Source organism: Cellulomonas terrae (assembly GCF_007990265.1).
Classification (GTDB): domain Bacteria; phylum Actinomycetota; class Actinomycetes; order Actinomycetales; family Cellulomonadaceae; genus Cellulomonas; species Cellulomonas terrae.
The window spans coordinates 36367-60343 of sequence record NZ_BJWH01000014.1 but is presented as its reverse complement, the minus strand read 5'-3'; the positions used below and the strand labels follow the sequence as shown (position 1 = coordinate 60343).

The 23977-nt window shown below is 72.4% G+C and carries 28 protein-coding genes; 7 read left to right on the top strand and 21 right to left on the bottom strand.

Annotated features, from left to right (window positions below):
• Positions 1–141: 141 nt before the first annotated feature.
• From CTE05_RS13375 to CTE05_RS13365, 3 genes are read left to right on the top strand one after another with little or no spacing between them, the layout of a single operon-like run.
• Positions 142–618, top strand: coding sequence for an Lrp/AsnC family transcriptional regulator (locus CTE05_RS13375; RefSeq protein WP_246123595.1), 477 nt, complete (start codon positions 142–144; stop codon positions 616–618).
• Positions 615–1991, top strand: a complete 1377-nt coding sequence (locus CTE05_RS13370) for an aspartate aminotransferase family protein (protein WP_146846812.1) — start codon at positions 615–617, stop codon at positions 1989–1991. The genes CTE05_RS13375 and CTE05_RS13370 overlap by 4 nt, the downstream gene beginning before the upstream one ends.
• Positions 1988–3343, top strand: coding sequence for an NAD(P)/FAD-dependent oxidoreductase (locus tag CTE05_RS13365; RefSeq protein ID WP_246123593.1), 1356 nt, complete (start codon positions 1988–1990; stop codon positions 3341–3343). The genes CTE05_RS13370 and CTE05_RS13365 overlap by 4 nt, the downstream gene beginning before the upstream one ends.
• 4 nt (positions 3344–3347) lie before the next feature.
• Here CTE05_RS13365 and dxr read toward each other — a convergent pair whose 3' ends face one another.
• Positions 3348–4505, bottom strand: coding sequence for a 1-deoxy-D-xylulose-5-phosphate reductoisomerase (gene dxr, locus CTE05_RS13360; RefSeq protein ID WP_222595484.1), 1158 nt, complete (start codon positions 4503–4505; stop codon positions 3348–3350).
• 40 nt (positions 4506–4545) lie between these two features.
• On the opposite strand from dxr, the gene CTE05_RS13355 reads away from it, so the two are divergent.
• The 3 genes from CTE05_RS13355 (at position 4546) to CTE05_RS13345 (ending at position 7088) form a co-directional block, all read left to right on the top strand.
• The gene (locus CTE05_RS13355; protein ID WP_146846809.1) at positions 4546–5223 is read left to right on the top strand and encodes a PadR family transcriptional regulator; all 678 of its coding nucleotides are present in this window, start codon (positions 4546–4548) and stop codon (positions 5221–5223) included.
• A gap of 66 nt (positions 5224–5289) precedes the next feature.
• Positions 5290–6276 carry an ATP-binding cassette domain-containing protein gene (locus CTE05_RS13350; protein ID WP_146846808.1) on the top strand — a complete coding sequence of 329 codons (987 nt, stop codon included), beginning with the start codon at positions 5290–5292 and terminating at the stop codon, positions 6274–6276.
• On the top strand, positions 6273–7088 hold the full coding sequence (locus tag CTE05_RS13345) for an ABC transporter permease (protein ID WP_146846807.1): 816 nt from the start codon (positions 6273–6275) through the stop codon (positions 7086–7088). Before CTE05_RS13350 ends, CTE05_RS13345 begins: the two co-directional genes overlap by 4 nt.
• 99 nt (positions 7089–7187) lie before the next feature.
• Here the strand turns inward: CTE05_RS13345 and CTE05_RS13340 are convergent, their stop codons facing one another.
• The 7 genes from CTE05_RS13340 to rpsB all read right to left on the bottom strand — a co-directional run bounded on the left by CTE05_RS13340 (position 7188) and on the right by rpsB (position 13162).
• On the bottom strand, positions 7188–7742 hold the full coding sequence (locus CTE05_RS13340) for a DivIVA domain-containing protein (RefSeq protein ID WP_146846806.1): 555 nt from the start codon (positions 7740–7742) through the stop codon (positions 7188–7190).
• Positions 7739–8866: a dual-specificity RNA methyltransferase RlmN gene (gene rlmN, locus CTE05_RS13335; RefSeq protein WP_146846805.1), complete on the bottom strand. Its 1128-nt coding sequence runs from the start codon at positions 8864–8866 to the stop codon at positions 7739–7741. The genes CTE05_RS13340 and rlmN overlap by 4 nt, the downstream gene beginning before the upstream one ends.
• 31 nt (positions 8867–8897) lie before the next feature.
• Positions 8898–9740, bottom strand: coding sequence for a phosphatidate cytidylyltransferase (locus tag CTE05_RS13330; RefSeq protein ID WP_146846804.1), 843 nt, complete (start codon positions 9738–9740; stop codon positions 8898–8900).
• Complete coding sequence (gene frr, locus CTE05_RS13325) at positions 9740–10297, bottom strand: ribosome recycling factor (RefSeq protein WP_056093138.1); 558 nt, start codon at positions 10295–10297, stop codon at positions 9740–9742. The genes CTE05_RS13330 and frr overlap by 1 nt, the downstream gene beginning before the upstream one ends.
• Positions 10298–10353: 56 nt before the next feature.
• On the bottom strand, positions 10354–11097 hold the full coding sequence (gene pyrH, locus CTE05_RS13320; protein ID WP_055922247.1) for a UMP kinase: 744 nt from the start codon (positions 11095–11097) through the stop codon (positions 10354–10356).
• Positions 11098–11181: 84 nt separating this feature from the next.
• Positions 11182–12027, bottom strand: a complete 846-nt coding sequence (tsf, locus tag CTE05_RS13315; protein ID WP_146846803.1) for a translation elongation factor Ts — start codon at positions 12025–12027, stop codon at positions 11182–11184.
• Between the two features lie 109 nt (positions 12028–12136).
• On the bottom strand, positions 12137–13162 hold the full coding sequence (gene rpsB, locus CTE05_RS13310; RefSeq protein WP_146846802.1) for a 30S ribosomal protein S2: 1026 nt from the start codon (positions 13160–13162) through the stop codon (positions 12137–12139).
• A 409-nt stretch (positions 13163–13571) separates the two neighbouring features.
• Here rpsB and CTE05_RS13305 point away from each other — a divergent pair, with 409 nt between their 5' ends.
• Positions 13572–14120, top strand: coding sequence for a M23 family metallopeptidase (locus CTE05_RS13305; protein WP_146846801.1), 549 nt, complete (start codon positions 13572–13574; stop codon positions 14118–14120).
• Between the two features lie 114 nt (positions 14121–14234).
• On the opposite strand, the gene whiG is transcribed toward CTE05_RS13305, so the two are convergent.
• The 13 genes from whiG to rpsP all read right to left on the bottom strand — a co-directional run bounded on the left by whiG (position 14235) and on the right by rpsP (position 23832).
• Complete coding sequence (gene whiG, locus CTE05_RS13300) at positions 14235–15173, bottom strand: RNA polymerase sigma factor WhiG (protein ID WP_246123592.1); 939 nt, start codon at positions 15171–15173, stop codon at positions 14235–14237.
• A gap of 20 nt (positions 15174–15193) precedes the next feature.
• Positions 15194–15520 carry a hypothetical protein gene (locus tag CTE05_RS13295; RefSeq protein ID WP_146846800.1) on the bottom strand — a complete coding sequence of 109 codons (327 nt, stop codon included), beginning with the start codon at positions 15518–15520 and terminating at the stop codon, positions 15194–15196.
• Between the two features lie 198 nt (positions 15521–15718).
• On the bottom strand, positions 15719–16924 hold the full coding sequence (gene dprA / locus CTE05_RS13290; protein ID WP_146846799.1) for a DNA-processing protein DprA: 1206 nt from the start codon (positions 16922–16924) through the stop codon (positions 15719–15721).
• Complete coding sequence (locus CTE05_RS13285) at positions 16921–18444, bottom strand: YifB family Mg chelatase-like AAA ATPase (protein ID WP_146846798.1); 1524 nt, start codon at positions 18442–18444, stop codon at positions 16921–16923. The genes dprA and CTE05_RS13285 overlap by 4 nt, the downstream gene beginning before the upstream one ends.
• A complete protein-coding gene (locus CTE05_RS13280; RefSeq protein ID WP_146846797.1) occupies positions 18445–18801 on the bottom strand; it encodes a YraN family protein in 357 nt (118 codons plus the stop codon). It abuts the gene before it with no gap.
• Between the two features lie 180 nt (positions 18802–18981).
• Positions 18982–19305: a DUF2469 domain-containing protein gene (locus CTE05_RS13275; RefSeq protein ID WP_055922267.1), complete on the bottom strand. Its 324-nt coding sequence runs from the start codon at positions 19303–19305 to the stop codon at positions 18982–18984.
• 58 nt (positions 19306–19363) lie between these two features.
• Positions 19364–20137 carry a ribonuclease HII gene (rnhB, locus tag CTE05_RS13270; protein ID WP_246123590.1) on the bottom strand — a complete coding sequence of 258 codons (774 nt, stop codon included), beginning with the start codon at positions 20135–20137 and terminating at the stop codon, positions 19364–19366.
• Entirely contained in the window at positions 20134–20865 is a 732-nt protein-coding gene (gene lepB / locus CTE05_RS13265) for a signal peptidase I (protein WP_246123589.1), read from the bottom strand. The genes rnhB and lepB overlap by 4 nt, the downstream gene beginning before the upstream one ends.
• Before the next feature lie 307 nt (positions 20866–21172).
• The gene (gene rplS / locus CTE05_RS13260; RefSeq protein ID WP_056591315.1) at positions 21173–21541 is read right to left on the bottom strand and encodes a 50S ribosomal protein L19; all 369 of its coding nucleotides are present in this window, start codon (positions 21539–21541) and stop codon (positions 21173–21175) included.
• Positions 21542–21766: 225 nt separating this feature from the next.
• Positions 21767–22537: a tRNA (guanosine(37)-N1)-methyltransferase TrmD gene (trmD, locus tag CTE05_RS13255; protein WP_146846795.1), complete on the bottom strand. Its 771-nt coding sequence runs from the start codon at positions 22535–22537 to the stop codon at positions 21767–21769.
• A gap of 2 nt (positions 22538–22539) precedes the next feature.
• Entirely contained in the window at positions 22540–23088 is a 549-nt protein-coding gene (gene rimM / locus CTE05_RS13250; protein WP_146846794.1) for a ribosome maturation factor RimM, read from the bottom strand.
• A gap of 79 nt (positions 23089–23167) precedes the next feature.
• Positions 23168–23407, bottom strand: coding sequence for an RNA-binding protein (locus CTE05_RS13245; RefSeq protein WP_055922281.1), 240 nt, complete (start codon positions 23405–23407; stop codon positions 23168–23170).
• Positions 23407–23832 carry a 30S ribosomal protein S16 gene (rpsP, locus tag CTE05_RS13240; RefSeq protein ID WP_056093095.1) on the bottom strand — a complete coding sequence of 142 codons (426 nt, stop codon included), beginning with the start codon at positions 23830–23832 and terminating at the stop codon, positions 23407–23409. The genes CTE05_RS13245 and rpsP overlap by 1 nt, the downstream gene beginning before the upstream one ends.
• Positions 23833–23977 lie beyond the last annotated feature (145 nt).

Genomic DNA, 23977 nt, shown 5'->3' with positions numbered 1-23977 from the left:
GAGCCCCTGGTGCCCCATTCGGCTGAGAGGACCCCTGTTGACGCCGGAATCAGAAGTTCCCGCGGCATGTCACGACGAAATCCTTTGCTCCCGGCGCGCGGTTCTCTTGCATTGAGACGCGACGCGCACCACCATCGGCAGGTGGGCACACGCAGACCAGCACCGGGGCACCCGGCACTCGACGACGTCTCCAAGGCCATCGTCGAACAGCTCCAGGAGGACGGTCGGCGACCGTACGCCACCATCGGCAAGGCGATCGGGCTGTCCGAGGCCGCGGTGCGCCAGCGCGTCCAGCGCCTCACCGACTCCGGGGTCATGCAGATCGTCGCGGTGACCGATCCGCTGCAGGTGGGCTTCTCGCGGCAGGCGATGATCGGCCTGCGGTGCGAGGGTGACCTGTCGCTCGTCGCGGACGCGCTCGCGGCGATGACCGAGGTCGACTACGTCGTGATCACCGCGGGCGGCTTCGACCTGCTGTGCGAGGTCGTCTGCGAGGACGACGACCACCTGCTCGAGGTGCTGAACCAGAAGATCCGCACGCTCCCCGGGGTGCGGACCACCGAGACGTTCGTCTACCTGAAGCTGCGCAAGCAGCTCTACAACTGGGGGACCAGATGAGCACGACTCCCGCCGGGACGCCCCGTTCGGAGGCTGCCCGGGCGCACCTGTGGGGGCACTTCACCCGACAGAGCGCCTGGGACGACGGCGTCCCGACGATCGTGCGCGGCCAGGGTCACCACATCTGGGACGACCAGGGCCGCCAGTACATCGACGGCCTCTCGGGGCTGTTCGTCGTGCAGGCCGGGCACGGGCGCGCCGAGCTCGCCGAGGTCGCCCGCGTGCAGGCCGAGAAGCTGGCGTTCTTCCCGCTGTGGTCGTACGCGCACCCGCAGGCGATCGACCTCGCGGAGCGGCTGGCGGCCTACGCCCCGGGCGACCTCAACCACGTGTTCTTCACCACCGGCGGCGGCGAGGCCGTCGAGACCGCCTGGAAGCTGGCGAAGAACTATTTCAAGCTCACCGGCAAGCCGAACAAGTACAAGGTGATCTCGCGGTCGATCGCGTACCACGGCACCACGCACGGCGCGCTGTCGATCACCGGGCTGCCGACGCTCAAGGCCCAGTTCGAGCCGCTGGTGCCCGGCGCCCACAAGGTGCCGAACACCAACGAGTACCGGGCGCCCGCTCATCTGCGCGACGACCCGAAGGCGTTCGGGCGGTGGGCGGCGGACCGGATCGGTGACGCCATCGAGATGGAGGGGCCCGACTCGGTCGCCGCGGTGTTCCTGGAGCCCGTGCAGAACGCCGGCGGCTGCTTCCCGCCGCCCCCGGGCTACTTCGAGCGGGTGCGGGAGATCTGCGACCAGTACGACGTCCTCCTGGTCTCCGACGAGGTCATCTGCGCGTTCGGCCGGATCGGCTCGATCTTCGCGTGCGACGACTTCGGCTACGTCCCGGACATGATCACGTGCGCGAAGGGCATGACGTCGGGGTACTCCCCGATCGGCGCCCTCATCGCGTCCGACAAGCTCTACGAGCCGTTCGCGACGGGCAGCGCGTCGTTCTCGCACGGCTACACCTTCGGCGGTCACCCGGTCTCCGCGGCCGTGGCCAACGCCAACCTCGACCTGTTCGAGCGCGAGGGCATCACCACGCACGTCAAGGAGTCGGCCCCCGCGTTCCGGCGCACCCTCGAGACCCTGCTCGACCTGCCGATCGTCGGTGACGTGCGCGGCGAGGGGTTCTTCTACGGGATCGAGCTGGTCAAGGACAAGGTCACGCGGGAGACGTTCGACGACGACGAGAGCGAACGGCTGCTGCGCGGGTTCCTGTCCGGCGCCCTGTTCGACGCCGGGCTGTACTGCCGCGCCGACGACCGCGGCGACCCGGTCATCCAGCTCGCCCCGCCGCTGACGTGCGGGCAGGCGGAGTTCGACGAGATCACGGGCATCCTGCGCAGCGTGCTCACTGACGCCTGGGCGCGTCTGTGACGGGTCGGTCGCTCTGGTCCGAGCAGGTCGAGGAGCGTGCCCCGCACGACCCGCTCGACGGGGACGACCAGGCGGACGTCGTCATCGTCGGAGCCGGTCTGACCGGCCTCTGGACCGCGTACTACCTGCTGGAGGCGGACCCGTCGCTCGACGTGCTCCTCGTCGAGGCGCAGGTCGCCGGCTTCGGTGCGAGCGGACGCAACGGCGGCTGGTGCTCCGCGCTCCTGCCGGTGTCCGCCGACGAGCTGGCCCGCCGGCACGGTCCCGACGCCGCCGCGGCGATGCGCGCAGCGATGCGGGACACGGTCGTCGAGGTCGGTGGGGTGGCCGCCGCGGAGCTGATCGACTGCGGGTTCACCTTCGGTGGCACCGTGACGGTCGCCCGCAACCGACCGCAGCTCGAACGCGTCGCCGACGCCGTCGCCGCCGACGCGCGGTGGGGCGACGAGTCGCACCTGCTCGACGCCGACGGGGTCGCCGAGCACGTCCGCGCGTCCGGTGCCGTCGGCGGCTCGTTCACCCCGGACTGCGCGCGGGTGCACCCCGCCCGGCTGGTCCGCGGGCTGCTGGACGTCGTCCTGGCGCGCGGTGCCCGGCTGGTCGAGGGGACGCGCGCGCTGCGACTCTCGCCGCGTGCGGTCGTGACGGACCACGGCACCGTCCGCGCCCGCTGGGTGGTCCGCGCGACCGAGGCCTGGAGCGCACACCTGCCCGGGTCGCACCGCGACGTCGCGCCCGTGTACTCCCACATGATCGCCACCGAGCCGCTGCCGCCCGAGGTCTGGGCGCAGATCGGCCTGGCGCGAGGGCAGACCTTCACGGACGCGCGGCACCTCGTCGTCTACGGCCAGCGCACCACCGACGACCGCCTCGCGTTCGGCGGCCGGGGCGCGCCCTACCACGTGCGCTCCGCCATCCGGCCCGCGTACGACCGCGTCGACGCGGTCGCCGCGCACCTGGAGCACGAGCTGGTCGACCTGTTCCCCGTGCTCGACCGGGCCGAGATCACCCACCACTGGGGCGGTCCGCTCGGGGTGCCGCGCGACTGGCACCCGTCCGTCGGGCTCGACCTGGAGACCGGTATCGCGTGGGCGGGCGGCTACGTCGGCGACGGTGTCGCGCTGACCAACCTCGCGGGCAGGACGCTCGCGGACCTGCTCACCGGGGCCGACAGCCCCCTGGTCCGGCTGCCGTGGGTCGACCACCGCTCCCCCGCCTGGGAGCCGGAGCCGATCCGGTGGGCGGGCATCACGGCGACCCGACGCGCGACCGCGTGGGCCGACCGCACGGAGGCCCGGACAGGTCACCCCAGCCGCATGGGCGGCCTGCTGAGCCAGGTCCTCGGGCACTGAGCGGTCAGGCGCGCGCCAGGATCTCCTGGGCGCGCGCGCGGGCCCACCGCTCTGCAGCCAGGACGGCGTCGAGCGTCAGGTCGGCCGGCGGGGTGCCGTCGTGCTCCCCGAGCACCCGCTCGACGGTGGTGACGATGTCGAGGAACCCGATCCGCCCCGCCAGGAACGCCTCGACGCACTCCTCGTTCGCCGCGTTGTAGACCGCAGGGTGCGTCGCGGACGTCGCGACGGCCGCCCGGGCCAGCCGCACCGCGGCGAACACCTCCTCGTCCAGAGGCTCGAACGTCCAGGCCGTGGCCTGCGTCCAGTCGCACGGGGGCGCGACCTGCGGGACCCGGTCCGGCCAGGAGAGACCGAGGGCGATCGGGAGACGCATGTCGGGCGGCGACGCCTGCGCCAGCGTGGAGCCGTCGACGAACTCGACCATCGAGTGCACGACCGACTGGGGGTGCACCACCACGGTGATGTCCGCGACCGGCACGTCGAACAGCAGGTGCGCCTCGATGAGCTCCAGGCCCTTGTTCATCAGGGTCGCGGAGTTGATCGTCACCACGGGACCCATCGACCACGTCGGGTGCGCGAGCGCCTGCTGCGGGCTGACCGCCTTGACGTCGTCGTGGGACCAGCCGCGGAACGGCCCGCCCGACGCCGTGAGGATCAGCCGTCGGACCTCGGCGTGGGTTCCGCCCCGCAGCGCCTGCGCGATGGCCGAGTGCTCGGAGTCGACCGGCACGATCTGGTCCGGGCGCTGCCGCGCGGCGTGCACCAGCCGGCCGCCGACGACGAGCGACTCCTTGTTGGCCAGCGCGAGCGTGGAACCTGCCTGCAGCGCGGCGAGCGTCGGCCCCAGACCGACCGAGCCCGTGACTCCGTTGAGCACGACGTCGGCGCCGCGCCCGGCCAGGTCCGTGGACGCGTCGGGGCCGGCCAGCACCTCGACGCCCGGGAGCGCGTCGCGCAGGGGCTGCTCGGCGCGGGGGTCGGCCACCGCGACGGTCGAGACCCCGAGCTCGCGGGCCTGCCGCGCGAGCAGGTCGACGTCCCCGCCGCCTGCGGACAGGCCCGTCACGGCGAACCGGTCGGGGTTGCGGGTGATGACGTCGACGGCCTGCGTGCCGATGGAGCCGGTGGACCCGAGGAGGACGACGCTGCGCTGTGTCACGCTGCCCATCTTCGTGCATCGCCCGTGGCAGGATCGCCGCATGTCCGCTCCTGCGACGCCCCAGGGGTCCTCGACGCGCCTGCTCGTGCTCGGCTGCGTGCGCATCTTCCAACCCGTGCACGGGTACTTCCTGCGCAGGGAGCTCGTGAGCTGGGAGGTCGACCAGTGGGCGCACGTGCACCCGGGGTCGATCTACAACGCGCTGAAGTCCTTGACGCGCTCGGGGCTGCTGGAGGAGGTGGGCGTCGCCGCTGCGGGTCCGCGACCGCCGCGGACGACGTACCGGCTGACCGACGCCGGCGAGTCCGAGTTCCTCGCGCTGGTGCGCGCTGGCCTGGTCACGACCGACGACCCGACCCTGTTCCTCACGGCCGTGAACATGGCGTTCGCCCTCCCCCGCGACGAGGTCGTCCAGGCGGTCCGGACGCGCGTCGAGCTGCTCGAGGAGTACCTCACCGTGCTCGCGACGCAGATCGACCAGATCCTCGAGGCGAAGGACACACCGGACACCGCGACCGAGGTCCCCCGGTTGATCATGGCCCGGACCCGGGGCGAGCTGGCGTGGTCCGGGGAGTACCTCGACCGGCTGGCAGGCGGTGCCTACGCGTTCCAGGACGAGCCGCCGCTGTGGACCCCGACCCCTGAGCAGATCGAGATCGCGCGCGCCGCCGGCGTAGGGCCGGGCGTCGTCCTCGCGATGGCCGAGGAGAACACGTAATAGTCAAGGATGACGAGTAATAGTCCATCTTGAATACTGGGGTCTCCACTCGAAGGAGAACCCCGCATGATCCATGCCCGCGGCCTGGCCCGCACCTACCAGACCCGACGAGGGGACGTCGACGCCGTGCGCGGCGTGGACCTCGACGTCGAGGCCGGCGAGATCGTCGGCTTCCTCGGCCCCAACGGCGCCGGCAAGACGACCACCCTCCGGATGCTCACCACCCTCCTGCGCCCCACCCGCGGCGAGGCGACCGTCGCCGGCGCCGACCTGCGGCGCGACCCCGGCACCGTCCGCCGCCGCATCGGCTACGTCGCCCAGTCCGGCTCCACGTCCGGAGAGGCGCGCGCCGGCGAGGAGGTCGTCGACCACGCGCTGCTCTACGGCGTCGACCGCGCCGCCGCCACCGCCCGCGGCCGCGACCTGTTCGCCCGGCTCGAGCTCGACGGCCTCTGGGACCGAACGTGCTCCTCGCTGTCCGGCGGCCAGCGACGCCGGCTCGACATCGTGACAGGCCTGATCCACACGCCGCGGCTGGTGTTCCTCGACGAGCCGACCACCGGCCTCGACCCGCAGGCGCGCGCGAACCTCTGGACCCACGTGCGTGGCCTGCGCGACGAGCACGGCAGCACCGTGTTCCTCACGACGCACTACCTCGACGAGGCCGACGCCCTGTGCGACCGCATCCTCGTCATCGACCACGGCGCGATCGTCGCGCAGGGCTCCCCGGAGGAGCTCAAGCAGCGCGTGAGCGGCGACGCCGTCCTGCTCAGCGTCGCGCAGCTTGGCGACGTCGCCCGCATCGCCGCCGTCGCCGCGCAGCTGCCCGGCGCCGACACCCCGACGGTCGACGGCACGCTGGTCGAGGTCCGCGTCCCCCAGGGCCGCACCCTGCTCACCGGTCTGCTCCGGACGCTCGACGCGGAAGGCCTCGAGCTGGACGGCGTCGAGCTGCGCCGCCCCACGCTCGACGACGTCTTCCTCACCCTGACCGGCCGGTCCCTGCGCGACGGAGAGAGCCCGGCGCAGCCCACCGAAGGAGCAGCAGCATGACCGCCGCCACCGCCACCTCCCCCGCCGTCACCGACGAGCAGCGCAGCCGGAGCACCTTCGTCCGGGACACGCTCACGGTCTTCCGGCGGGCCATGCGGATCTCGCTGCGCAACCCCGTGTGGGCCGTCATGGGACTGCTCCAGCCGGTGCTCTACCTGTCCCTGTTTGGTCCGCTCCTCGAGCCGCTGGCCCCGGCGCTGGGCGCTAGCAACGCGTACCAGCTCTTCGTCCCGGGCCTGCTCGTGCAGCTCGGCATGTTCGGAGCCCTGTTCGTCGGCTTCGGGCTCATCGGCGAGTGGCGCGACGGGGTCATCGAGGCGGAGCGCGTCAGCCCCGCACCCCGCTCCGCGCTCGTCGTCGGGCGCGTGCTGCGCGACGTGATCGTCGTCGCCGTCCAGGGCGTCGTCCTGGTGTCCGTGGCGTTCCTGTTCGGGCTCGAGGCGCCCTTCTGGGGCATCGTGCTCGGCATCGTCACCGCCGCGCTGCTCGCCGCCGCGTTCGCCTCCGCGTCCTACGCCGTGGCGCTCACCCTCAAGAGCGAGGATGCCCTGGCTCCCCTGATGAACGGGGTCGCCCTGCCGCTGCTCCTGCTGTCCGGGATCCTGCTGCCGATCACGGCCGCATCGGCACCCGCGTGGCTCAACACGCTCTCGAACCTCAACCCGATCAAGCACGTGGTCTCGGGCATCCGCGCCCAGTTCGACGGCGACATCGGCAGCTCCGTCGCGCTGTGGGGCTCCGCGCTGACGATCGTGCTCGCCGCCGTCGGCCTCTGGTTCGGCACCTGCACCTTCAAGCGCGAGGACGGCTGACACCTCACGACCCGGCGCTGGTCCGGAGCGCAGGATCAGCGCGAGGACACGACGGCCGCGCTCCCTCGCAGGGGGGCGCGGCCGTCGTCACGTCGGGAGCTACTCGACCCCGAGGAGCACCTCGACCGCGCGGGACAGGAACGCGTCGACGGGGCCCTCCGCGTACGCGTTGTGGCCCTTGCGGCGGCGGAACGTCGCGGACCGGACCTCCGCGGCCGACAGCGGCGTGCCCTTGTCGAAGTAGGCGACGAGGCGCTGGCAGAGCGCGTCGACATCGGCCGGCTCGTACCCCTGCTGGCGGCCGTCCGGCGGGGCGAACCGGTCACCGTCGGGACGGCCCAGACGGCCGTACAGCGTACGGGCCTGCTCGCTCAGGTGGTCCATCCAGCCCTGCTGGCCGCGCGTCGCGATGTACTCCGAGCGGGCGCGGGCCACGAACGCGGCCTCCAGGCGGTCGAGCGCCGCGTCGACCGCCGCGGTCACGTACCCGCCGCGCACCATGTCGAACGCGACGCCACGGACGTCCTTGCTGGCCAGCCCGGAGGCCGGCCCCTGCTCGTACACGGCCCGTGCGTGGGCGAAGAAGTCGTCGACCTCGTCCGGGTCGTACCCCTGCTTGAAGCCCGAGACGGTCCGGAACATCCCGTCGCTCACTCGTCCTCCTCCGCTGCCAGCTGTCCGCAGGCGCCGTCGATCTCGCTGCCCCGGGTGTCCCGGATCGTCGTCGGGATCCCGTGCGCACGCAAGCGTGCCACGAACTCCTGCTCGACCCGGGGATCGCTCGCGGTCCACTTCGAGCCCGGCGTCGGGTTCAGCGGGATCGGGTTGCAGTGCACCCAGCCGCGGCCGCGGGCGTTGAGCTTCTCTCCCAGGAGGTCCGCCCGCCAGGCGTGGTCGTTGATGTCCCGGATCAGCGCGTACTCGATGGAGACGCGCCGGCCGGTGACCTCGAAGTAGCGGTGCGCGGAGTCGAGCGCCTCGTCCACGCTCCACCGCGTGTTCACCGGGACCAGCTCGCTGCGCAGCTCGTCGTCCGGCGCGTGCAGCGACAGCGCGAGGGTCACCGGGATGCCCTCCTTGGCGAGGCGGTCCATCGCCGGCACCATCCCGACGGTCGAGACCGTGACGTTCCGCGCCGACATGCCCAGACCGTCGGGCGCCGGAGCCACCAGGCGGCGGACCGTCTCCATCACGGACTTGTAGTTGGCGAGCGGCTCGCCCATGCCCATGAACACCACGTTGCTCAGGCGCGTCGGGCCGCCCGGCACCTCGCCGTCGGCCAGCGAGCGCGCCGCCGCACGGACCTGCTCGACGATCTCCGCCGTGGACAGGTTCCGCGTCAGGCCGAGCTGGCCCGTCGCGCAGAACGAGCACGCGAGCCCGCACCCCGCCTGGCTCGACACGCACAGCGTCGTGCGGTTGGCATACCGCATGAGGACCGACTCGACCTTGGCCCCGTCGAACAGGTGCCACAGCGTCTTGACCGTGGTGCCCTTGTCGGCCGTCTGCGTCCGGTGCGCCGTGAGCAGCTGCGGGAACAGGCCCTCGACGAGCTTGTCGCGCGTCGCCTTCGGCAGGTCGGTCATCAGGGCCGGGTCGTTGGTCAGGTGCGTGAAGTAGTGCGTCGCCAGCTGCTTGGCGCGGAACGGCTTCTCGCCGAGCTCGGTGACCGCCTCGACCCGCTGCTCGGGCGTGAGGTCGACGAAGTGCTTGGGCGGCTTGCCACGAGGTCCCCGGCTGGGCGAGGACAGGTCGAGGCGTACGGGTGTACCGGTCATGGCCGGGTACCCCCTCTCGGACTAGGGCGGGTCACGCGGGCTGGAAGACCGTGAGCACGACGTACACGGCGGGGGCGGTCAGGACGAGCGAGTCGAGACGGTCCAGCAGGCCGCCGTGGCCCGGCACGAGCCGGCCCATGTCCTTGAGCTCGAGGTCGCGCTTGAGCATCGACTCGGCGAGGTCGCCGAGCGTGGCGGTCACGACCGTGGCGAGGCCGAGGATCACGCCGACCAGCGGCTCCCCGTCGAACGCGACCTGCACACCGACGACGCCGACGACGCACGCGAGGATCAACGAGCCCGCGAGACCCTCCCAGGTCTTCTTCGGGCTCACCGAGGGGGCGAGCGGGTGCCGGCCGAGCAGGACGCCCACCGTGTAGCCGCCCACGTCGCTGGCGACGCACAGGAGGATGAAGAGCATCACGCGCGCAGCACCGTCGGGCTCCGCGAGCATCAGCATCACGAACCCGCCGAGGAACGGCAGGTACGCCGCCGCGAACGCTCCCGCGGTCGCGTCCCGCAGGGCCGGCTGACCGCTCCCGTCGAGCACGCGCCACACGACGACACCGCCGACCGTCAGCATGAACGCGACGAACAGCGCCTCCGGGCCTGCCGTGTACGCGGACACCAGGATGCCGATCGCGCCGACCAGCAGCGGGAGCAGGGGCAGGTGGATGTTGCGGCGCGTGAACGCCTGCGCCAGCTCCCACAGCCCTGCGCTGACGGCCAGGACGGCGACGACCGCGAAGGCTTCCTTGCGGATGAACAGCGACGCGACCACCGCCACGAGCATGGCGACGCCGACGACGATCGCGACCGGGAGGTCACGACCGGGGCGGGGGGTCCGGGTGGCGGCGATGGCTGTCTGGCTCATCAGACCTCGAGGAGCTCGTTCTCCTTGGACGCGAGCAGGTGGTCGATGAGGTCCACGTGCTTCTTCGTCAGGGACTCGAGCTCCTTCTCCGCACGACCGACCTCGTCCTCACCGGCCTCACCGTCCTTGACGATGCGGTCCAGCTCCTCCTTCGCCCGCCGCCGGACGTTGCGCACCGAGACCCGGGCGTCCTCCGCCTTCGACTTGGCGAGCTTGACGAAGTCCTTGCGACGCTCCTGCGTGAGCGCGGGCAGCACGATCCGGATGACGTTGCCGTCGTTGGTCGGGTTGACTCCCAGGTCGGAGTCGCGCAGCGCCTTCTCGATCGCGGCGGTCGACGACTTGTCGAAGGGCGAGACGAGGATCGTGCGCGCCTCGGTGACGTTGAACGACGCCAGCTGCTGCAGCGGGGTGGGGCTGCCGTAGTAGTCGACGAACACCTTGGAGAACATCGCCGCGTTCGCCCGACCGGTGCGGATCGTCGAGAAGTCCTCCTTGGCGACCTCGACGGCCTTGTCCATCTTCTCTTCAGCCTCGAAGAGGGTCTCGTCGATCACCGGAGCTCCTTCGTGTCGTCAGTTCGTGGTGCTGCGTCCGTACAGCGTCGGCATTGTCAGCTGGCCGTGATCAGCGTGCCGATCTTCTCACCCCGGAGCGCCCGCGTGACGTTGCCGGCCTCCTCGAGGCCGAAGACGCGCATCCGCACGTCGTTGTCACGGCACAGGCTGAGCGCCGAGCCGTCCATCACGCCGAGGTCGTTGACGAGGGCGTCGGTGTACGTCAGGTGGTCCAGCTTCACTGCGTCGGGGTTGGTCCGCGGGTCCGCGGAGTACACGCCGTCGACGCCGTTCTTGCCCATGAGCACCTCGTGGCAGTGCGTCTCGAGGGCACGCTGCACGCTCACGGTGTCCGTCGAGAAGTACGGCATGCCCGCGCCCGCGCCGAAGATGACGACGCGACCCTTCTCGAGGTGCCGGATGGCGCGCAGCGGGATGTACGGCTCGGCCACCTGGCCCATCGCGATCGCCGTCTGCACGCGCGTGCTCACGCCGGCCTGCTCGAGGAAGTCCTGGAGCGCCAGGCAGTTCATGACCGTGCCGAGCATGCCCATGTAGTCGGCACGCGCCCGGTCCAGACCGCGCTGCGAGAGCTCGGCGCCACGGAAGAAGTTGCCGCCGCCGACGACGATCGCCACCTGCACACCTGCCCGGACCGCCACGGCGATCTCGGCCGCGACGCGCTGGACGACGTCCGCTGCAAGGCCCACGTCGCCACCACCGAACGTCTCGCCGGACAGCTTGAGCAGGACGCGCCGGTCCGGCACCGCTCCGCGGGTCGACTCGGGGTCCAGGGTCACGGTGCCTCCACGGAAGTTGGATCGGGCTGGTTGCGACGGTGGCCCCGACCCCGCAGGGCCGGGGCCACCGTCGATCACCTGAGGTCAGGCTCCCACGCGGTAGCGGACGAAGCCCGTCAGCGTGCCGCCGGCCTCGGCGAGGACCTGCGCGACCGTCTTCTTGTTGTCCTTGGCGAACGCCTGCTCGAGCAGCACGTTCTCCTTGAAGAAGCCGTTCAGACGGCCCTCGATGATCTTCGGCAGCGCAGCCTCGGGCTTGCCCTCGTTGCGGGCCGTCTCCTCGGCGATGTGGCGCTCGTTCGCGACGACGTCGGCCGAGACCTCCTCGCGCGTGAGGTACGTGGGCGAGAACGCCGCGATGTGCGTCGCGATGTCCCGCGCCACGCCGGCGCCGGCCGCGTCGGTCGCGACGAGCACGCCGACCTGCGGGGGGAGGTCCTTGCTGACCTTGTGCAGGTAGACCTCGACGTGCTCGCCGGCCACGCGGGCCAGGCGGCGCACGACGACGCGCTCACCCAGGGTGGCGGCCGTCTCGTCGACGATCGTCTGGACGCTGGAACCGTCGACGTCCGTGGCCAGCAGCGCGTCCGCGTCGCGGGCCGGGCTGTCGACCGCAGCCGCGAGCACGCGGTCCGCGAGGGCCACGAAGTTCGGGCTCTTCGCCACGAAGTCGGTCTCCGAGTTGATCTCGACGAGCACGCCCGTCTGACCCTCGCCGTCGGCCGTCGGGCCCACGTGAGCGACCACGAGGCCGTCCGAGGCCGCACGGCCCTCACGCTTGCCGACGCCCTTGAGGCCCTTGACCCGGATGAGCTCGAGCGCCTTGTCGGAGTCGCCCTCAGCCTCCTCGAGCGCCTTCTTGACGTCCATCATTCCGGCACCGGTCTTCTCGCGCAGCGCCTTGATGTCTGCGAGCGAGTAGTTCGCCATCAGTCGTGTCCGTTCCTCGTGTGTCGTGACGTTGATGCGGGACCTCAACGGTCCGGTGACGTGCCGCGGTGCCGGCGGCCCCGTGCAGGGGGCGCCGGCACCGGCAGGATCACTTGGAGTCGGCGTCGCCCTCGGTGGCGGCCTCGTCGGCGGCAACCTCGGTCGCGGCCTCCTCGGTGGCGGCCTCCTCGGCGACAGCCTCGGCGACGACCTCCTCGGCAACAGCCTCGGCGACGACCTCCTCGGCGACCGTCTCGGTGGCGGCCTCCTCGGCTGCGACCTCCTCGGCGACCTCGGTCTTCGCCTCGGCGACCTCGGCGGTCGCGTCAGCGGCGACCGCGGTGCCGGCCAGGTCGGCCTCGGCGCCGGCGAGCAGCTCGCGCTCCCACTCGGCCAGCGGCTCGGCGTCGGCCGGGGCGCCCTCGGCGGCCGCGGTGCGACCCGAGTGGCGCTTGAGGAGACCGTCGGCGGCGGCGTCCGCGATGACGCGGGTCAGCAGCTGGACCGCGCGGATCGCGTCGTCGTTGCCCGGGATCGGGTAGTCGACGACGTCGGGGTCGCAGTTGGTGTCCAGGATCGCGACGACCGGGATGCCGAGCTTGCGCGCCTCGTTGACGGCGAGGTGCTCCTTGTTCGTGTCGACGATCCACACGGCCGAGGGGACCTTGGCCATGTCACGGATGCCACCGAGCGTCTTGGCCAGCTTGTCCTTCTCGCGACGCAGGACGAGCAGCTCCTTCTTCGTGAGGTTCGAGCCCGCCACGTCGTCGAAGTCGATCTGCTCGAGCTCCTTGAGGCGCTGGAGACGCTTGTGCACCGTGCTGAAGTTGGTGAGCATGCCACCGAGCCAGCGCTGGTTGACGTAGGGCATGCCGACGCGGGCGGCCTGGTCCGCGACCGGCTCCTGCGCCTGCTTCTTGGTGCCGACGAAGAGGATGGTGCCGCCGTGCGCGACGGTCTGGCTCACGAAGTCGTAGGCGTTGTCGATGTACGACAGCGACTGCTGCAGGTCGACGATGTAGATGCCGTTGCGCTCGGTGAAGATGAAGCGCTTCATCTTGGGGTTCCAGCGGCGGGTCTGGTGCCCGAAGTGGACACCGCTCTCGAGCAGCTGGCGCATGGTCACGACGGCCATGGCACGTCCTTCCGGCGCGCACCGCACGGTGCACGCGTCAAGGCGGACCCGTCTCGGGGCCCGCATCTCGGTTGTCGGCTCCGACCAGCAGGCCGGCGCCCCTGGTGTCATGTCGTCGTCCGCTCCGGCACCTGTCACGTGGACAGACGCTCGGACCGCTGCGGAGATCGACCCCGTCCTGGCCCTGGTCGGCGGTGACGCCGATGGTCCGGGGATCGGGTGGATGACACGCGAAGTCGACCGGTACGGACCGGTCGCACCCGAAGTCTAGCCGATCGGCGAGGCTGCTCCCGACCGCGGCCTCGCTCACGCGCACCGCGAGCCGACCACAGCCCGTCCGGCGGCATCGGCATCCACAGACTCGCCCAAGCCCACCCCGCGGGTCACCGTCGCCGCGAACCATCACGCCATGACCCGACGACTCCCCGCCGCTCGCCTCGCTACCGCGCTCGGGACCGCGGTCCTCCTGCTCGGCCTCATGACCGTCGCCGCCGCCACGGCGGGCACGGCCGGCCCCCCGGGCTCCCCGCCACCGGCCACCTACCGGCTGCCGCTCACCGGGGCCGCCGACGTGGTCCGCGACTTCGAGCCACCGCCCGTGCGCTGGGCCGCGGGACACCGCGGCGTCGACCTGCGATCGAGCCTCGGCGCCGAGGTCGTCTCCCCCGTCCCCGGCGTGGTCACCTTCGCGGGAACCGTGGGCGGTCGACCGGTGGTGACGGTGACCGACGGCGAGGGGCGCAGGTCGAGCGTCGAACCGCTCGCTCCCGCCGTCGAGGTCGGCCAGCTCGTCCCCGCGGGGGCCGTCCTCGGCACTGTCGTGGCCGAGGGATCCCACTGCGCGCCGGGAGCGTGCCTGCACTGGGGTGTGCGGGTGGACGACGAGTACGTCGACCCGCTCAGCCTGCTCCCCGGCGCCGGACCGGCCGTCCTGCTCCCGCTCGAGGCCGGGGGGTAGACCGGTCGCGCCGAGCGTCGGCCGTGCCGACGTCGCTCGACGCGGGAGGTGGATCGGTCGCGGTGGGCGCCGGACCGGCGCCCGTCCCGCCGTCGCTCGACGCCGGCAGACCGGTCAGGCGCGCTCGGCCTCGACGAGGCGGGTGCGGAGCCGGACCATCGCCGCCGTGTGCATCTGGGAGATGCGCGACTCGGTGACGCCGAGGACGCGACCGATCTCGGCGAGCGTCATGCCCTCGTAGTAGTAGAGGACGACCACGATACGCTCGCGCTCACCGAGACACTCGATCGCGCGGGCCAGGAGGAACTTCGTCTCGGCCGCCTCGATCGAGCTGGCGGGGTCGAGGATCCGGTCGTCGCCGAGGGTGTCGCCGAGCGAGACGCCGCCGGGGCGGTCGTCGCCGCCGCCGAGCAGCTCGTCGAGCGCCGCGACGTTGACCGTCGAGAGCTGGGAGTAGATGGTGCGCAGGTCCTCGACCGGCATCTCGAGGTGCTGGGCGACCTCGTCCTCGGTGGGCGTGCGGTGCAGCTTCGCCTCGAGCTCGGCATAGGCGCGGTCGACGGAGCGGGCCTTCGTGCGGACCGAGCGCGGAACCCAGTCCATCGCGCGCAGCTCGTCGATGATGGCGCCGCGGATGCGGGACGAGGCGTAGGACTCGAACTTGACCGAGCGGTCCGTCTGGTACTTCTCGATGGCGTCGATGAGTCCGAACATGCCGTAGGAGACCAGGTCGGCCTGCTCGACGGTGCTTGGCAGACGCATCCCGACACGGCCGGCGACCGCCGACACGAGCGGGGCGTAGTGCAGGATCAGGCCCTCACGAGCACGGGCCGACGGCGCCGCCTTGTAGTCCTCCCACAGAGCGTCGACCTCTTCGACAGAACGTGTCGGGGCCACCGGCGTCCGGGGGGCCGGCACGCCGCGCGTGATCGGGACGGAGGCGGGCGCAAGCAGGTCGACGTCGGCCGAGCGCGGCTGCGGGATGACGCCCTCGGGCGCCGTGCTGGTCAGTCGCGTGTGCACCGGGAAGGCGGTGTCCAGCTGCGTCGTCATCGTCGACTCCATTGTCTTCGTCATGCTCGTGGGTGCGCTTGCTGGAACGCCGGGCGGAGCCGCTCGGCAAAGACGGGGGTGTCGCGCTGCCCGGCGGGGAGGCCGGCACGACCGAGCAGGTCCTGGACGCTGCGCTGGGCCGAGCCGTCCGTGAATGCGAGGGTGGCTGCGGAGTGCACCGTGTTCTGGCCGGACTGCGGGATGCCACCGGAAAGAATGTCGACATCGCCCAGATATGCGCGACCTGCGTTCTTCGACAATCCCCGCGCGTGGCCCGGGTGAACCGAGAACGCGGGCTGGAGGAGCGCCCGATCAGGCGTCCCCGTCGCGTTCTCGTCGGTGTTCATGTGAGTACGGTGGCCTGAAACACAGCAGGTAACAAGCAGCACTTTCACCTGCCCGGCCTAACCGTGGGCGAATCCCGGCACAATGTCCGATTCGTCGACGAACAATGGCCCGATTGCGCGAGTTTTTCACCCGGGGAACTCCTCACCCCCTCTCGCCCGCGTCCCCTCCCGGCGCGCCTTCTGGACAGCGGCCCGCCGTCATGGTTCGTCGGGCCGCGCGGCGACCCAGCCGTCACCTCGGCGACCCGCCCATCCTTCGAGCTCCAGGAGACCCACGGCGCCCCGCGCTTCGGCGACGGTGACGCCCGCGAGGCTCGCCAGCCGGTCGAGCTCGGTGGGCACGCGACGCGAGAGGGCGTCGAGGACACGCTGGGACAGCGGGTCGAGCGCGTCGCGCCGCCGCGCAGCACGCTCGTCCGCCGCGCTGGCCGCCTCGGCCACGGCGGCGACACCGGAGCCGATGACGCCCGCGAGCTCACGCACCTCGGCCGCATCCGTGACGCACACCGCGACCCCCTCCCGGAGCAGCCGGTGACATCCCGCGGACGCCATCGACGTCACCGGTCCGGGCACGGCGCCCACGGGACGCAGGAGACGTGCCGCATGGTGCGCGGTGCTCATCGCACCCGAGCGCCACGCCGCCTCCACGACGACCGTCGCCCGGCCCGCTGCGGCGATGAGGCGGTTGCGCTGCAGGAACCGGCTCCTGGTCGGCAGACTTCCCGGAGGCACCTCGGACAGGAGCGCTCCGCCTGAGGCCACGACCGCGTCGAGCAGCCGCGCGTTTCCCGCCGGATAGGCGCGGTCGACACCACCCGCGAGGACCACGAGGGTCCGGCCGCCCCGGGTGACGGCTCCGCGGTGCGCCGCCGCATCGATGCCGTACGCACCGCCGGAGACGACGCACAGGCCTTCGGCAGCGAGTCCGTCGGCGAGGTCGAACGCGACACGCTCCCCGTACGACGTGGCAGCACGCGACCCGACGACCGCCACCGCCAGCGTGAGCGTCTCCCGGAGTTCCGGCTCACCGCGGACCCACACGCAGAACGGCGCCCCCGTCCCGAGGTCGTCGAGCGCGGTCGGCCATCGAGGATCTCCCGGCACGAGGAGCGTGCCCCGGAGCCGGTCCAGGGCCTCGAGGTCGCGGCCCGGGTCGCAGTCGGGCAACCGGACCGCCCACCGCGCGACCGCCTTCAGCACCCGTCTGCGGTCGGCGTCGGTGAGGGGCCCGCGCACCTCCTCGAGCCGGACGAGGTCCGCGCCGTGCCGATCGGCTGCACGCACCCAGTCGAGCGCCTCCACGGCACCGAGCAGTCCCACGAGCGTGCCGGCGACCGCGTCGCCCGGCTCGACCAGGGCACTCCACGTCGCACGTGCATGCACCTCCGCGACGTCACGGCTCATGCGCCGTGCCCACGCGTCCGGAGCAGCAACGCGTGCCCCACGTCGGCGCGGCTGGGCGCGCTGCGTCCCGCCAGGTCGGCCACCGTCCACGCCACGCGCAGCACCCGGTCCACGCCCCGCAGGCTCAGGGTGCCGCGGTCGACCGCGCGGTCCAGGTCGGCGACGAGCGCGCGGTCGGGACCCAGCCGCTCGCGCAGCCAGCTGCCCGGGACGTCGCCGTTCGTACGCCACGGCGTCCCCGCGAGCCGGTGCGCCTGCGCAGCCCGCGCGTCGAGCACCCGTCCCGCGACGACGGCCGTGGACTCCCCCGCGCCCGCTCCCGCCCGGGCCGGGCTGAGCTCGACCTGCAGGTCCACCCGGTCCAGCAAGGGGCCCGACAGCTTCCCGAAGTACCGACGGCGCTGCTCGCTGCGGCACGTGCACGCGAGCCCCTTCCCGACGGCCAGTCCGCAGGGGCACGGGTTGGCCGCGAGCACGAGCTGGAACCGCGCCGGGTAGCGAGCCGTCCCGGCGGCCCGGTGGAGCACCAGCTCGCCGTGCTCCAACGGCTGTCGCAAGGTCTGCAGCACCGCGGTCGAGAACTCCGGCGCCTCGTCGAGGAAGAGGACGCCGCGGTGCGCGCGGGAGGCCGCCCCGGGGCGCGGGACGCCCGACCCCCCGCCGACGACGCTCGCCGGCGTCGCCGTGTGGTGCGGGTCCTCGAAGGGTGGCCGGCGCAGCAGCCCGTCGCCGGGGTCGAACGCTCCCGCCACCGAGTGCACCGCCGTGACCTCGACCGCGTCGGCCTCCGACAGGTCCGGCAGCAACCCGGGCAGACGGGCCGCGAGCATCGTCTTGCCCGTCCCCGGCGGACCGACCATGAGCAGGTGGTGCCCACCCGCCGCGGCGACCTCGAGGCACGCCCGAGCGTCGTCCTGCCCGACCACGTCCGCGAGGTCCAGCGCCGATCGGCCCGGATGCCGCGGGACCGCCTCCGGGGACACGGGCGCCACCTCCGGGACGTCGACAGTCGCGCCATAGCCTGCCGCCACCTGTGCGAGGCTCGCCGCACCGACGACCCGGGCACCGGGCACCAGCCGCGCCTCTGCCGCATTGGCCTCCGCGACGACCACGCGGCACCAGCCTGCGGCCACGGCGGCTGCGACGGCGGGCAGCACGCCGCGCACGGGCCGCAGCCGACCGTCGAGCCCGAGCTCCCCGAGGTGGACCACCCCGCGCGGCGCAGCGGGGTCGATGGCCTCCGCACCCGCCAGCGTGGCGACGGCGATCGCGAGGTCGAAGCCCGAGCCGGACTTGGGCAGCGTGGCGGGCGAGAGGTTCACGGTGATGCGCCGGTTGGGCCACGCCAGGCCCGACGAGGTGACGGCCGCCCGGACCCGGTCGCGCGACTCGGCCAACGAGGCGTCGGGCAGGCCGACGAGGGTGAACGCAGGCAACGAGGGTGCGAGGTGCGCCTCGACCTCGACCACGTGCCCGGTCAGCCCCACGAGCGCGACACCGAGCGTCCGACCGAGGACCACCTAGACCACCCCGACGAGGTGGTCGACCTGCGCGGCACCCCGCGCGGGCAGCACCACGGCGATCACGTCGATCCGCACGGACCTCGGGTGCACGTCGTGCGCGGCGAGCCACTGCGCCGCGAGCCGGCGCACGCGCGCGAGCTTGCGGGCGGTCACCGCCTCGGCGGGGTGCCCGTACGCGGCCGACCGCCGCGTCTTGACCTCGACGACGACCAGCTCGTGGCCGTCGAGCGCCACGAGGTCCAGCTCACCGTCCCGGGTCCGCCAGTTCCGGTCCAGCACGTCCCATCCACGGTCCCGGACGTGGGCTTCCGCCACGTCCTCCCCGTACCGCCCCACTGCGTCCTTCGCGCGCACCGGACCACCTCCGCGCAGGACGCTGCCAGCGTGGGACGGTCGGTCGGCCTGCGGCGCTCGACCCCGTGGAGGCGACGGCGTCGCGCCGGGCTGTGGGCGGCTCGACGCCCGCCGTGCCGATCCCGGACCGCGCGGGACAGTCTCGGGTACCCGCGCTCCGCGGGTACCCCCCGACGGACGTCAGCGGGCGAAGCCCGCGCTGCCGCCGAGGTCGAGCTCGGCCTTCGCCAGCTCCTCCACGTTCACGTCCTTGAAGGTGACCACGCGCACCGACTTCACGAACCGGGCGGAGCGGTAGACGTCCCACACCCACGCGTCCGCGAGCGTCAGCTCGAAGTAGACCTCACCGGCCGCCGAGCGGACCTGCAGGTCCACCTGGTTGGCGAGGTAGAAGCGCCGCTCGGTCTCGACGACGTAGGAGAAGAGCCCCACGACGTCGCGGTACTCGCGGTACAGCGCGAGCTCCATGTCGGTCTCGTAGTTCTCCAGGTCCTCCGCGCTCACCGGGACATCATCCCCCATGCACGCAGCCGGGACCGCGCGACGCCACGAGAGCGGCCCCTCAGAACACCTCGTCGGGATCGACGAGCTGGTCGAGGAGCTCCTCGTCGACGGGGAGCGGCGCGTCGTCGCCCGTCCCCGGCAGCCGCCACGATCGCCGGTGCAGGACGCTCGGGCCGAGCTCGCGCAGTGCCGCCATGTGCTCGGCCGACGCGTAGCCCTTGTTCTCGTCCCACCGGTACGCCGGGTGGTCGGCCGCCAGGGCGACCATCATCGCGTCCCGCTCGCACTTGGCGAGCACGCTCGCCGCCGCGACGGAGGCGCACGTCCGGTCGGCCTTCACGCGCATGTGCACGCGTGGCGCGGGCGGCGTCGGCTCCTCGTCGAGCGTGAAGAGATCAGCCTGGGCCGGCCGGCTGAGCCAGTCGTGCGACCCGTCCAGGAGCACGACGTCGACCGGTCCGACGCTCGCCGCGACGGTCTCGAGCGCCCGCGTCCCCGCGAGCCGCAGGGCCGCGATGATGCCGATCTCGTCGATCTCCGCGGCGCTCGCGTGACCGACCGCCCGGGCGAGCCCCCATCGGCCCAGCGCGGGCAGCAGCCGGGTGCGCGCCGCGGGAGCGAGGAGCTTGGAGTCCGCGACGCCTTTCGGGGCGGACCTCGTCGTCACGTCGACGACGACGACGCCGACGCTCACCGGGCCGGCCAGCGAGCCGCGACCGACCTCGTCCATGCCCGCGAGGAGCCGTGCCCCGTCGCGCAGGAGCAGGCGCTCGTGGCGCAGGTGCGGCGCGACCCGCGGGGTGGTCGTCCTCGGTGCGTCGAGCAAGGTCACGGCTGGTCGGGCACGTCCGCGAACGTGCTGGTCGGGTTGCGCAGGAGACCCATGCGCTCGATGGGCCACACCGTCACGAAGGCCATGCCGACGACGTTGTCGACGGGGACCGAGCCTCCCCCGGGGTTGCCCTGGTTGTAGCGGGAGTCCGACGAGTGCGACCGGTTGTCGCCCATGACCCAGATGCTGTTCTCCGGCACCGTGACGTCGAACGCGATGTCGCTGGGCTGCACGCCCGCCGCGAGGTAGGGCTCGTCGAGCGGCTCGCCGTTGACCACCACGGGCCCACCGACCTCGGCGGAGACGTGGTCGCCGGGCAGCCCGATCAGGCGCTTGACCAGGTGCTCGTTGGCGTCGGCCGGGTAGAGCCCGATGAACGTCAGCGCGTTGTTGATCGCACCCCGCACCGGTCCCGGGTCGGGGGCGGTGTCGGACGGCAGCCACCCCCCGGGGTCCTTGAAGACGACGATGTCGCCGCGGCGCAGGTCGAACGGGCCCGGCGTGAGCTTGCTGACCAGGATCCGGTCGTGCTCGATGAGCGTGTCGTGCATCGACTGGCTCGGGATGAAGAACGCCTGCACGAGGAACGTCTTGACCAGCAGCGACAGGACGATCGCGCTGACGAGGATGATCGCCGTCTCGCGCAGGAGGGACCCGGCGCCGCTCGGCCGACGGGCTGCGGCGTGCCGACGGGTCGTCGAGTGCTCGGTCGCTCCGTCGTCAGGCACGGTCACGTCCGGCATCCGGGGTCCGGTGGCGGCTCCGTCGGGCGCCTCCCGGCTCGGCCACGACGTCGCTGGCGTGCCTTCGTCGAGGTCGCGGGGAGGTCGGTCGATCACTCGCACACTCTCGCACGCGGCAGGCCCGGACGCGCACACGACCAGCCCCCGAGATCGCGCGTCGTGACCGGGTCATCGTCGTCGTGACCCCGTCGTCGGGACGCGGCGCCCTGACCAGCGTGTCCTCCCGTCGGGCACGCCGACGGGCGGCCACCGACACCGGTGACCGCCCGTCAGGACGCGCGGGCGAGAAGGCTCAGGCCTTCTTCGCGGCGGGGGTGAACTCGCGCTTCTCCTTGATCTTGGCCTTCTTGCCACGGAGCTTGCGCAGGTAGTACAGCTTCGCGCGGCGCACGTCGCCGCGCGTCACGACCTCGATCGACTCCAGGCTCGGCGAGTGCACGGGGAACGTCCGCTCGACCCCGACCTGGAAGCTGACCTTGCGGACCGTGAACGTCTCGCGGACACCGTCGCCCTGGCGGGCGATGACGACACCCTGGAACGCCTGGATGCGGGAGCGGTTGCCCTCGACGACCTTGACGTTGACCTTGAGCGTGTCGCCGGCGCGGAACTCCGGGATGTCGGAGCGCAGCGAGGCTGCGTCGACCTGGTCGAGCGTGTGCATGTGATGTCACTTCCCCGCCCTGCCACAGGTCAGGAACGTCGTCGAGGGCGTCTCGGCCGCCCCGTGCAGGGCAGGACCGGCGTCCTTGGTCTGATGGTCCGGTGCGTCCGGGACGATCCCCGGGTGGCCGTGAGTCGTCTCCCCTGTGGCAGAGACGCAGCCTGCGCGCACCAACGGGCAAGTCTGCCACACCGGCCGCACCCGCAGTAAATCGGGTGCTGGACGTCACGGGCGCGCGAGGCGCCCGTCCACCGGCAGCCACCCGAGCGACTCGAGCAGGGACAGGTCGTGCTTGTCGAGCTCGTCGACGGGCAAGGCCTCGATGAGGTCCGGGCGGCGCACGGCCGTCCGCTCGAGCGCCGTGTCCCGACGCCACCGGGCGATCCGCGCGTGGTGCCCGGACAGGAGCACCTCGGGGACCTCCAGCCCGGCCCAGACCGGCGGCTTGGTGTAGACGGGGTACTCCAGCAGGCCGGCCGCCCCGTGGGACTCCTCGACCAGCGACTCGGGGTTCCCCACGACGCCGGGCAGCAGCCGCGCCACCGCCTCGACCACGACGAGCGCAGCCACCTCCCCGCCGTTGAGCACGTAGTCACCGAGGGAGAGCTCGGTGACGCGTCCCCGCGCGCGGTAGTGCTCGGCCACCCGCGCGTCGATCCCCTCGTACCGCCCGCACGCCAGCACCAGGTGGCTCTCGCCCGCGAGCGCCTCGGCGGTGCGCTGCGTGAACGGCTCCCCCGACGGCGTCGGCACCAGCAGGTGGGCGTCGTCGTCGAGCAGGTCGTCCAGCGCGGTCCCCCACACGTCGGGCCGCATCACCATGCCGGCACCACCACCGAACGGGGTGTCGTCGACCGTCCGGTGGCGGTCCGTGGTCCAGTCGCGCAGGTCGTGCACGCGCAGGTCGAGCAGGCCGCTCGTGCGGGCCTTGCCGACGAGCGAGAGCTCGAGGGGCGCCAGGTACTCGGGGAAGATCGAGACGACGTCGATGCGCACGGTCAGTCGTCGTTCCCGACGGTCTCCTCGGAGACGACGAGGTTCGCGGCGTCGGACGCCAGGAGCCCGCCCGGCGGGTCCAGCACCACGCGGCCGCCTGCCACGTCGACCACCGGGACGATGACCTTCACGAACGGGACCAGCGTGCGGGCACCGTCGGGCTCGCGCAGGACCAGCATGTCGTGCGCCGGCAGGTGCTCCAGGCCGACGATCTCGCCGAGCACCCGACCGTCCACGTGCTCCGCTCGCAGCCCGGCGAGCTCGTGCGGGTACCAGGCGTCGTCCTCGTCGGAGCTGTCCTCGTCGACCACGAGCTCGGTCCCGCGCATCGCCTCGGCCGTGGTCCGGTCGGTGATCTGCGCGAACGTCACGTACCAGCGGTCCTGCTGCGTGCGCGTGCTCACCACCGTGAGGGGTCCGCGTGCGGCGGGCTCCGTGGCGAGCACGGCGCCGACGCCGAAGCGCTCCTCGGGGTTGTCGGTACGCAGGTCGAGGGCGACCTCTCCGCGCAGGCCGTGGGCACGGCCGATCCGCGCGACGGTCAGCTGCATGGGAGTCCTCACGATCGAAGTGGGCGGTCATGGCGAAGGCCCGGTCCCCAGGTTAGGGGACCGGGCCTCGCGGAGGAGTTCAGCGCCGGTCGACGTCCACGACGTCGACGCGGACGGCGCCGTCCGTCGAGAGCGCACCGACGACGGTGCGCAGCGCGCGAGCCGTCCGACCGCCACGGCCGATGACCCGGCCGAGGTCGTCGGGGTGCACGCGCACCTCGAGCAGGTCGCCACGACGCAGCGTCGACGCGTTCACGCGGACGTCGTCCGGGTGGTCGACGATGCCACGCACCAGGTGCTCGAGAGCGTCGGCGAGCATCAGGCCTGCTCGTCCTCGGCGGGAGCCTCGGCAGCGGCGGCCTTCTGCGAGGCAGCCTTCTCGGACGCCTTGGCCTTGGCCTTCTCGGCGTCGAGAGCGACGGCGTCGATGGCAGCCTTCGGGTCGACCTTGTCGGCCTTCGTGCGCAGGGTGCCCTCCTGGCCGGGGAGGTTCTTGAACTTCTGCCAGTCACCCGTGATCTTGAGGAGCACGGCGACCTGCTCGGTCGGCTGCGCGCCGACGCCGAGCCAGTACTGCGCACGCTCGGAGTCGACCTCGATGAACGAGGGCTCCTCGGTGGGGTGGTACTTGCCGATCTCCTCGATCACGCGGCCGTCGCGCTTGGTGCGCGAGTCGGCGACGACGATGCGGTAGTACGGAGCGCGGATCTTGCCGAGACGCTTGAGGCGGATCTTGGTGGCCACGGTGTGGTCTTCTCCTGATGTCTGCTGTGGGTGACCTCTCCGCGCATTGCCCGTGGGGTGGGCGCGCCGGGAAGGTCGGGGACACGACGAACGCAGGTAGAGGGGCTGCAGACGTCGGGTACAGCCGACCATTGTGCCAGATGGG

Bases quoted from the DNA above. Each gene is read 5' to 3' on its own strand.
- dprA (WP_146846799.1), bottom strand. From the start codon at position 16,924: ATGAGCCGTGACGTCGCGGAGGTGCATGCACGTGCGACGTGGAGTGCC.
- whiG (WP_246123592.1), bottom strand. From the start codon at position 15,173: ATGACGACGCAGCTGGACACCGCCTTCCCGGTGCACACGCGACTGACC.
- rimM (WP_146846794.1), bottom strand. From the start codon at position 23,088: ATGCAGCTGACCGTCGCGCGGATCGGCCGTGCCCACGGCCTGCGCGGA.
- CTE05_RS13355 (WP_146846809.1), top strand. From the start codon at position 4,546: ATGTCCGCTCCTGCGACGCCCCAGGGGTCCTCGACGCGCCTGCTCGTG.
- CTE05_RS13305 (WP_146846801.1), top strand. From the start codon at position 13,572: ATGACCCGACGACTCCCCGCCGCTCGCCTCGCTACCGCGCTCGGGACC.
- rlmN (WP_146846805.1), bottom strand. From the start codon at position 8,866: ATGACCGGTACACCCGTACGCCTCGACCTGTCCTCGCCCAGCCGGGGA.
- CTE05_RS13350 (WP_146846808.1), top strand. From the start codon at position 5,290: ATGATCCATGCCCGCGGCCTGGCCCGCACCTACCAGACCCGACGAGGG.
- tsf (WP_146846803.1), bottom strand. From the start codon at position 12,027: ATGGCGAACTACTCGCTCGCAGACATCAAGGCGCTGCGCGAGAAGACC.
- CTE05_RS13245 (WP_055922281.1), bottom strand. From the start codon at position 23,407: ATGCTCGCCGACGCTCTCGAGCACCTGGTGCGTGGCATCGTCGACCAC.
- rplS (WP_056591315.1), bottom strand. From the start codon at position 21,541: ATGCACACGCTCGACCAGGTCGACGCAGCCTCGCTGCGCTCCGACATC.
- CTE05_RS13330 (WP_146846804.1), bottom strand. From the start codon at position 9,740: ATGAGCCAGACAGCCATCGCCGCCACCCGGACCCCCCGCCCCGGTCGT.
- CTE05_RS13295 (WP_146846800.1), bottom strand. From the start codon at position 15,520: ATGAACACCGACGAGAACGCGACGGGGACGCCTGATCGGGCGCTCCTC.
- rpsB (WP_146846802.1), bottom strand. From the start codon at position 13,162: ATGGCCGTCGTGACCATGCGCCAGCTGCTCGAGAGCGGTGTCCACTTC.
- CTE05_RS13370 (WP_146846812.1), top strand. From the start codon at position 615: ATGAGCACGACTCCCGCCGGGACGCCCCGTTCGGAGGCTGCCCGGGCG.
- CTE05_RS13345 (WP_146846807.1), top strand. From the start codon at position 6,273: ATGACCGCCGCCACCGCCACCTCCCCCGCCGTCACCGACGAGCAGCGC.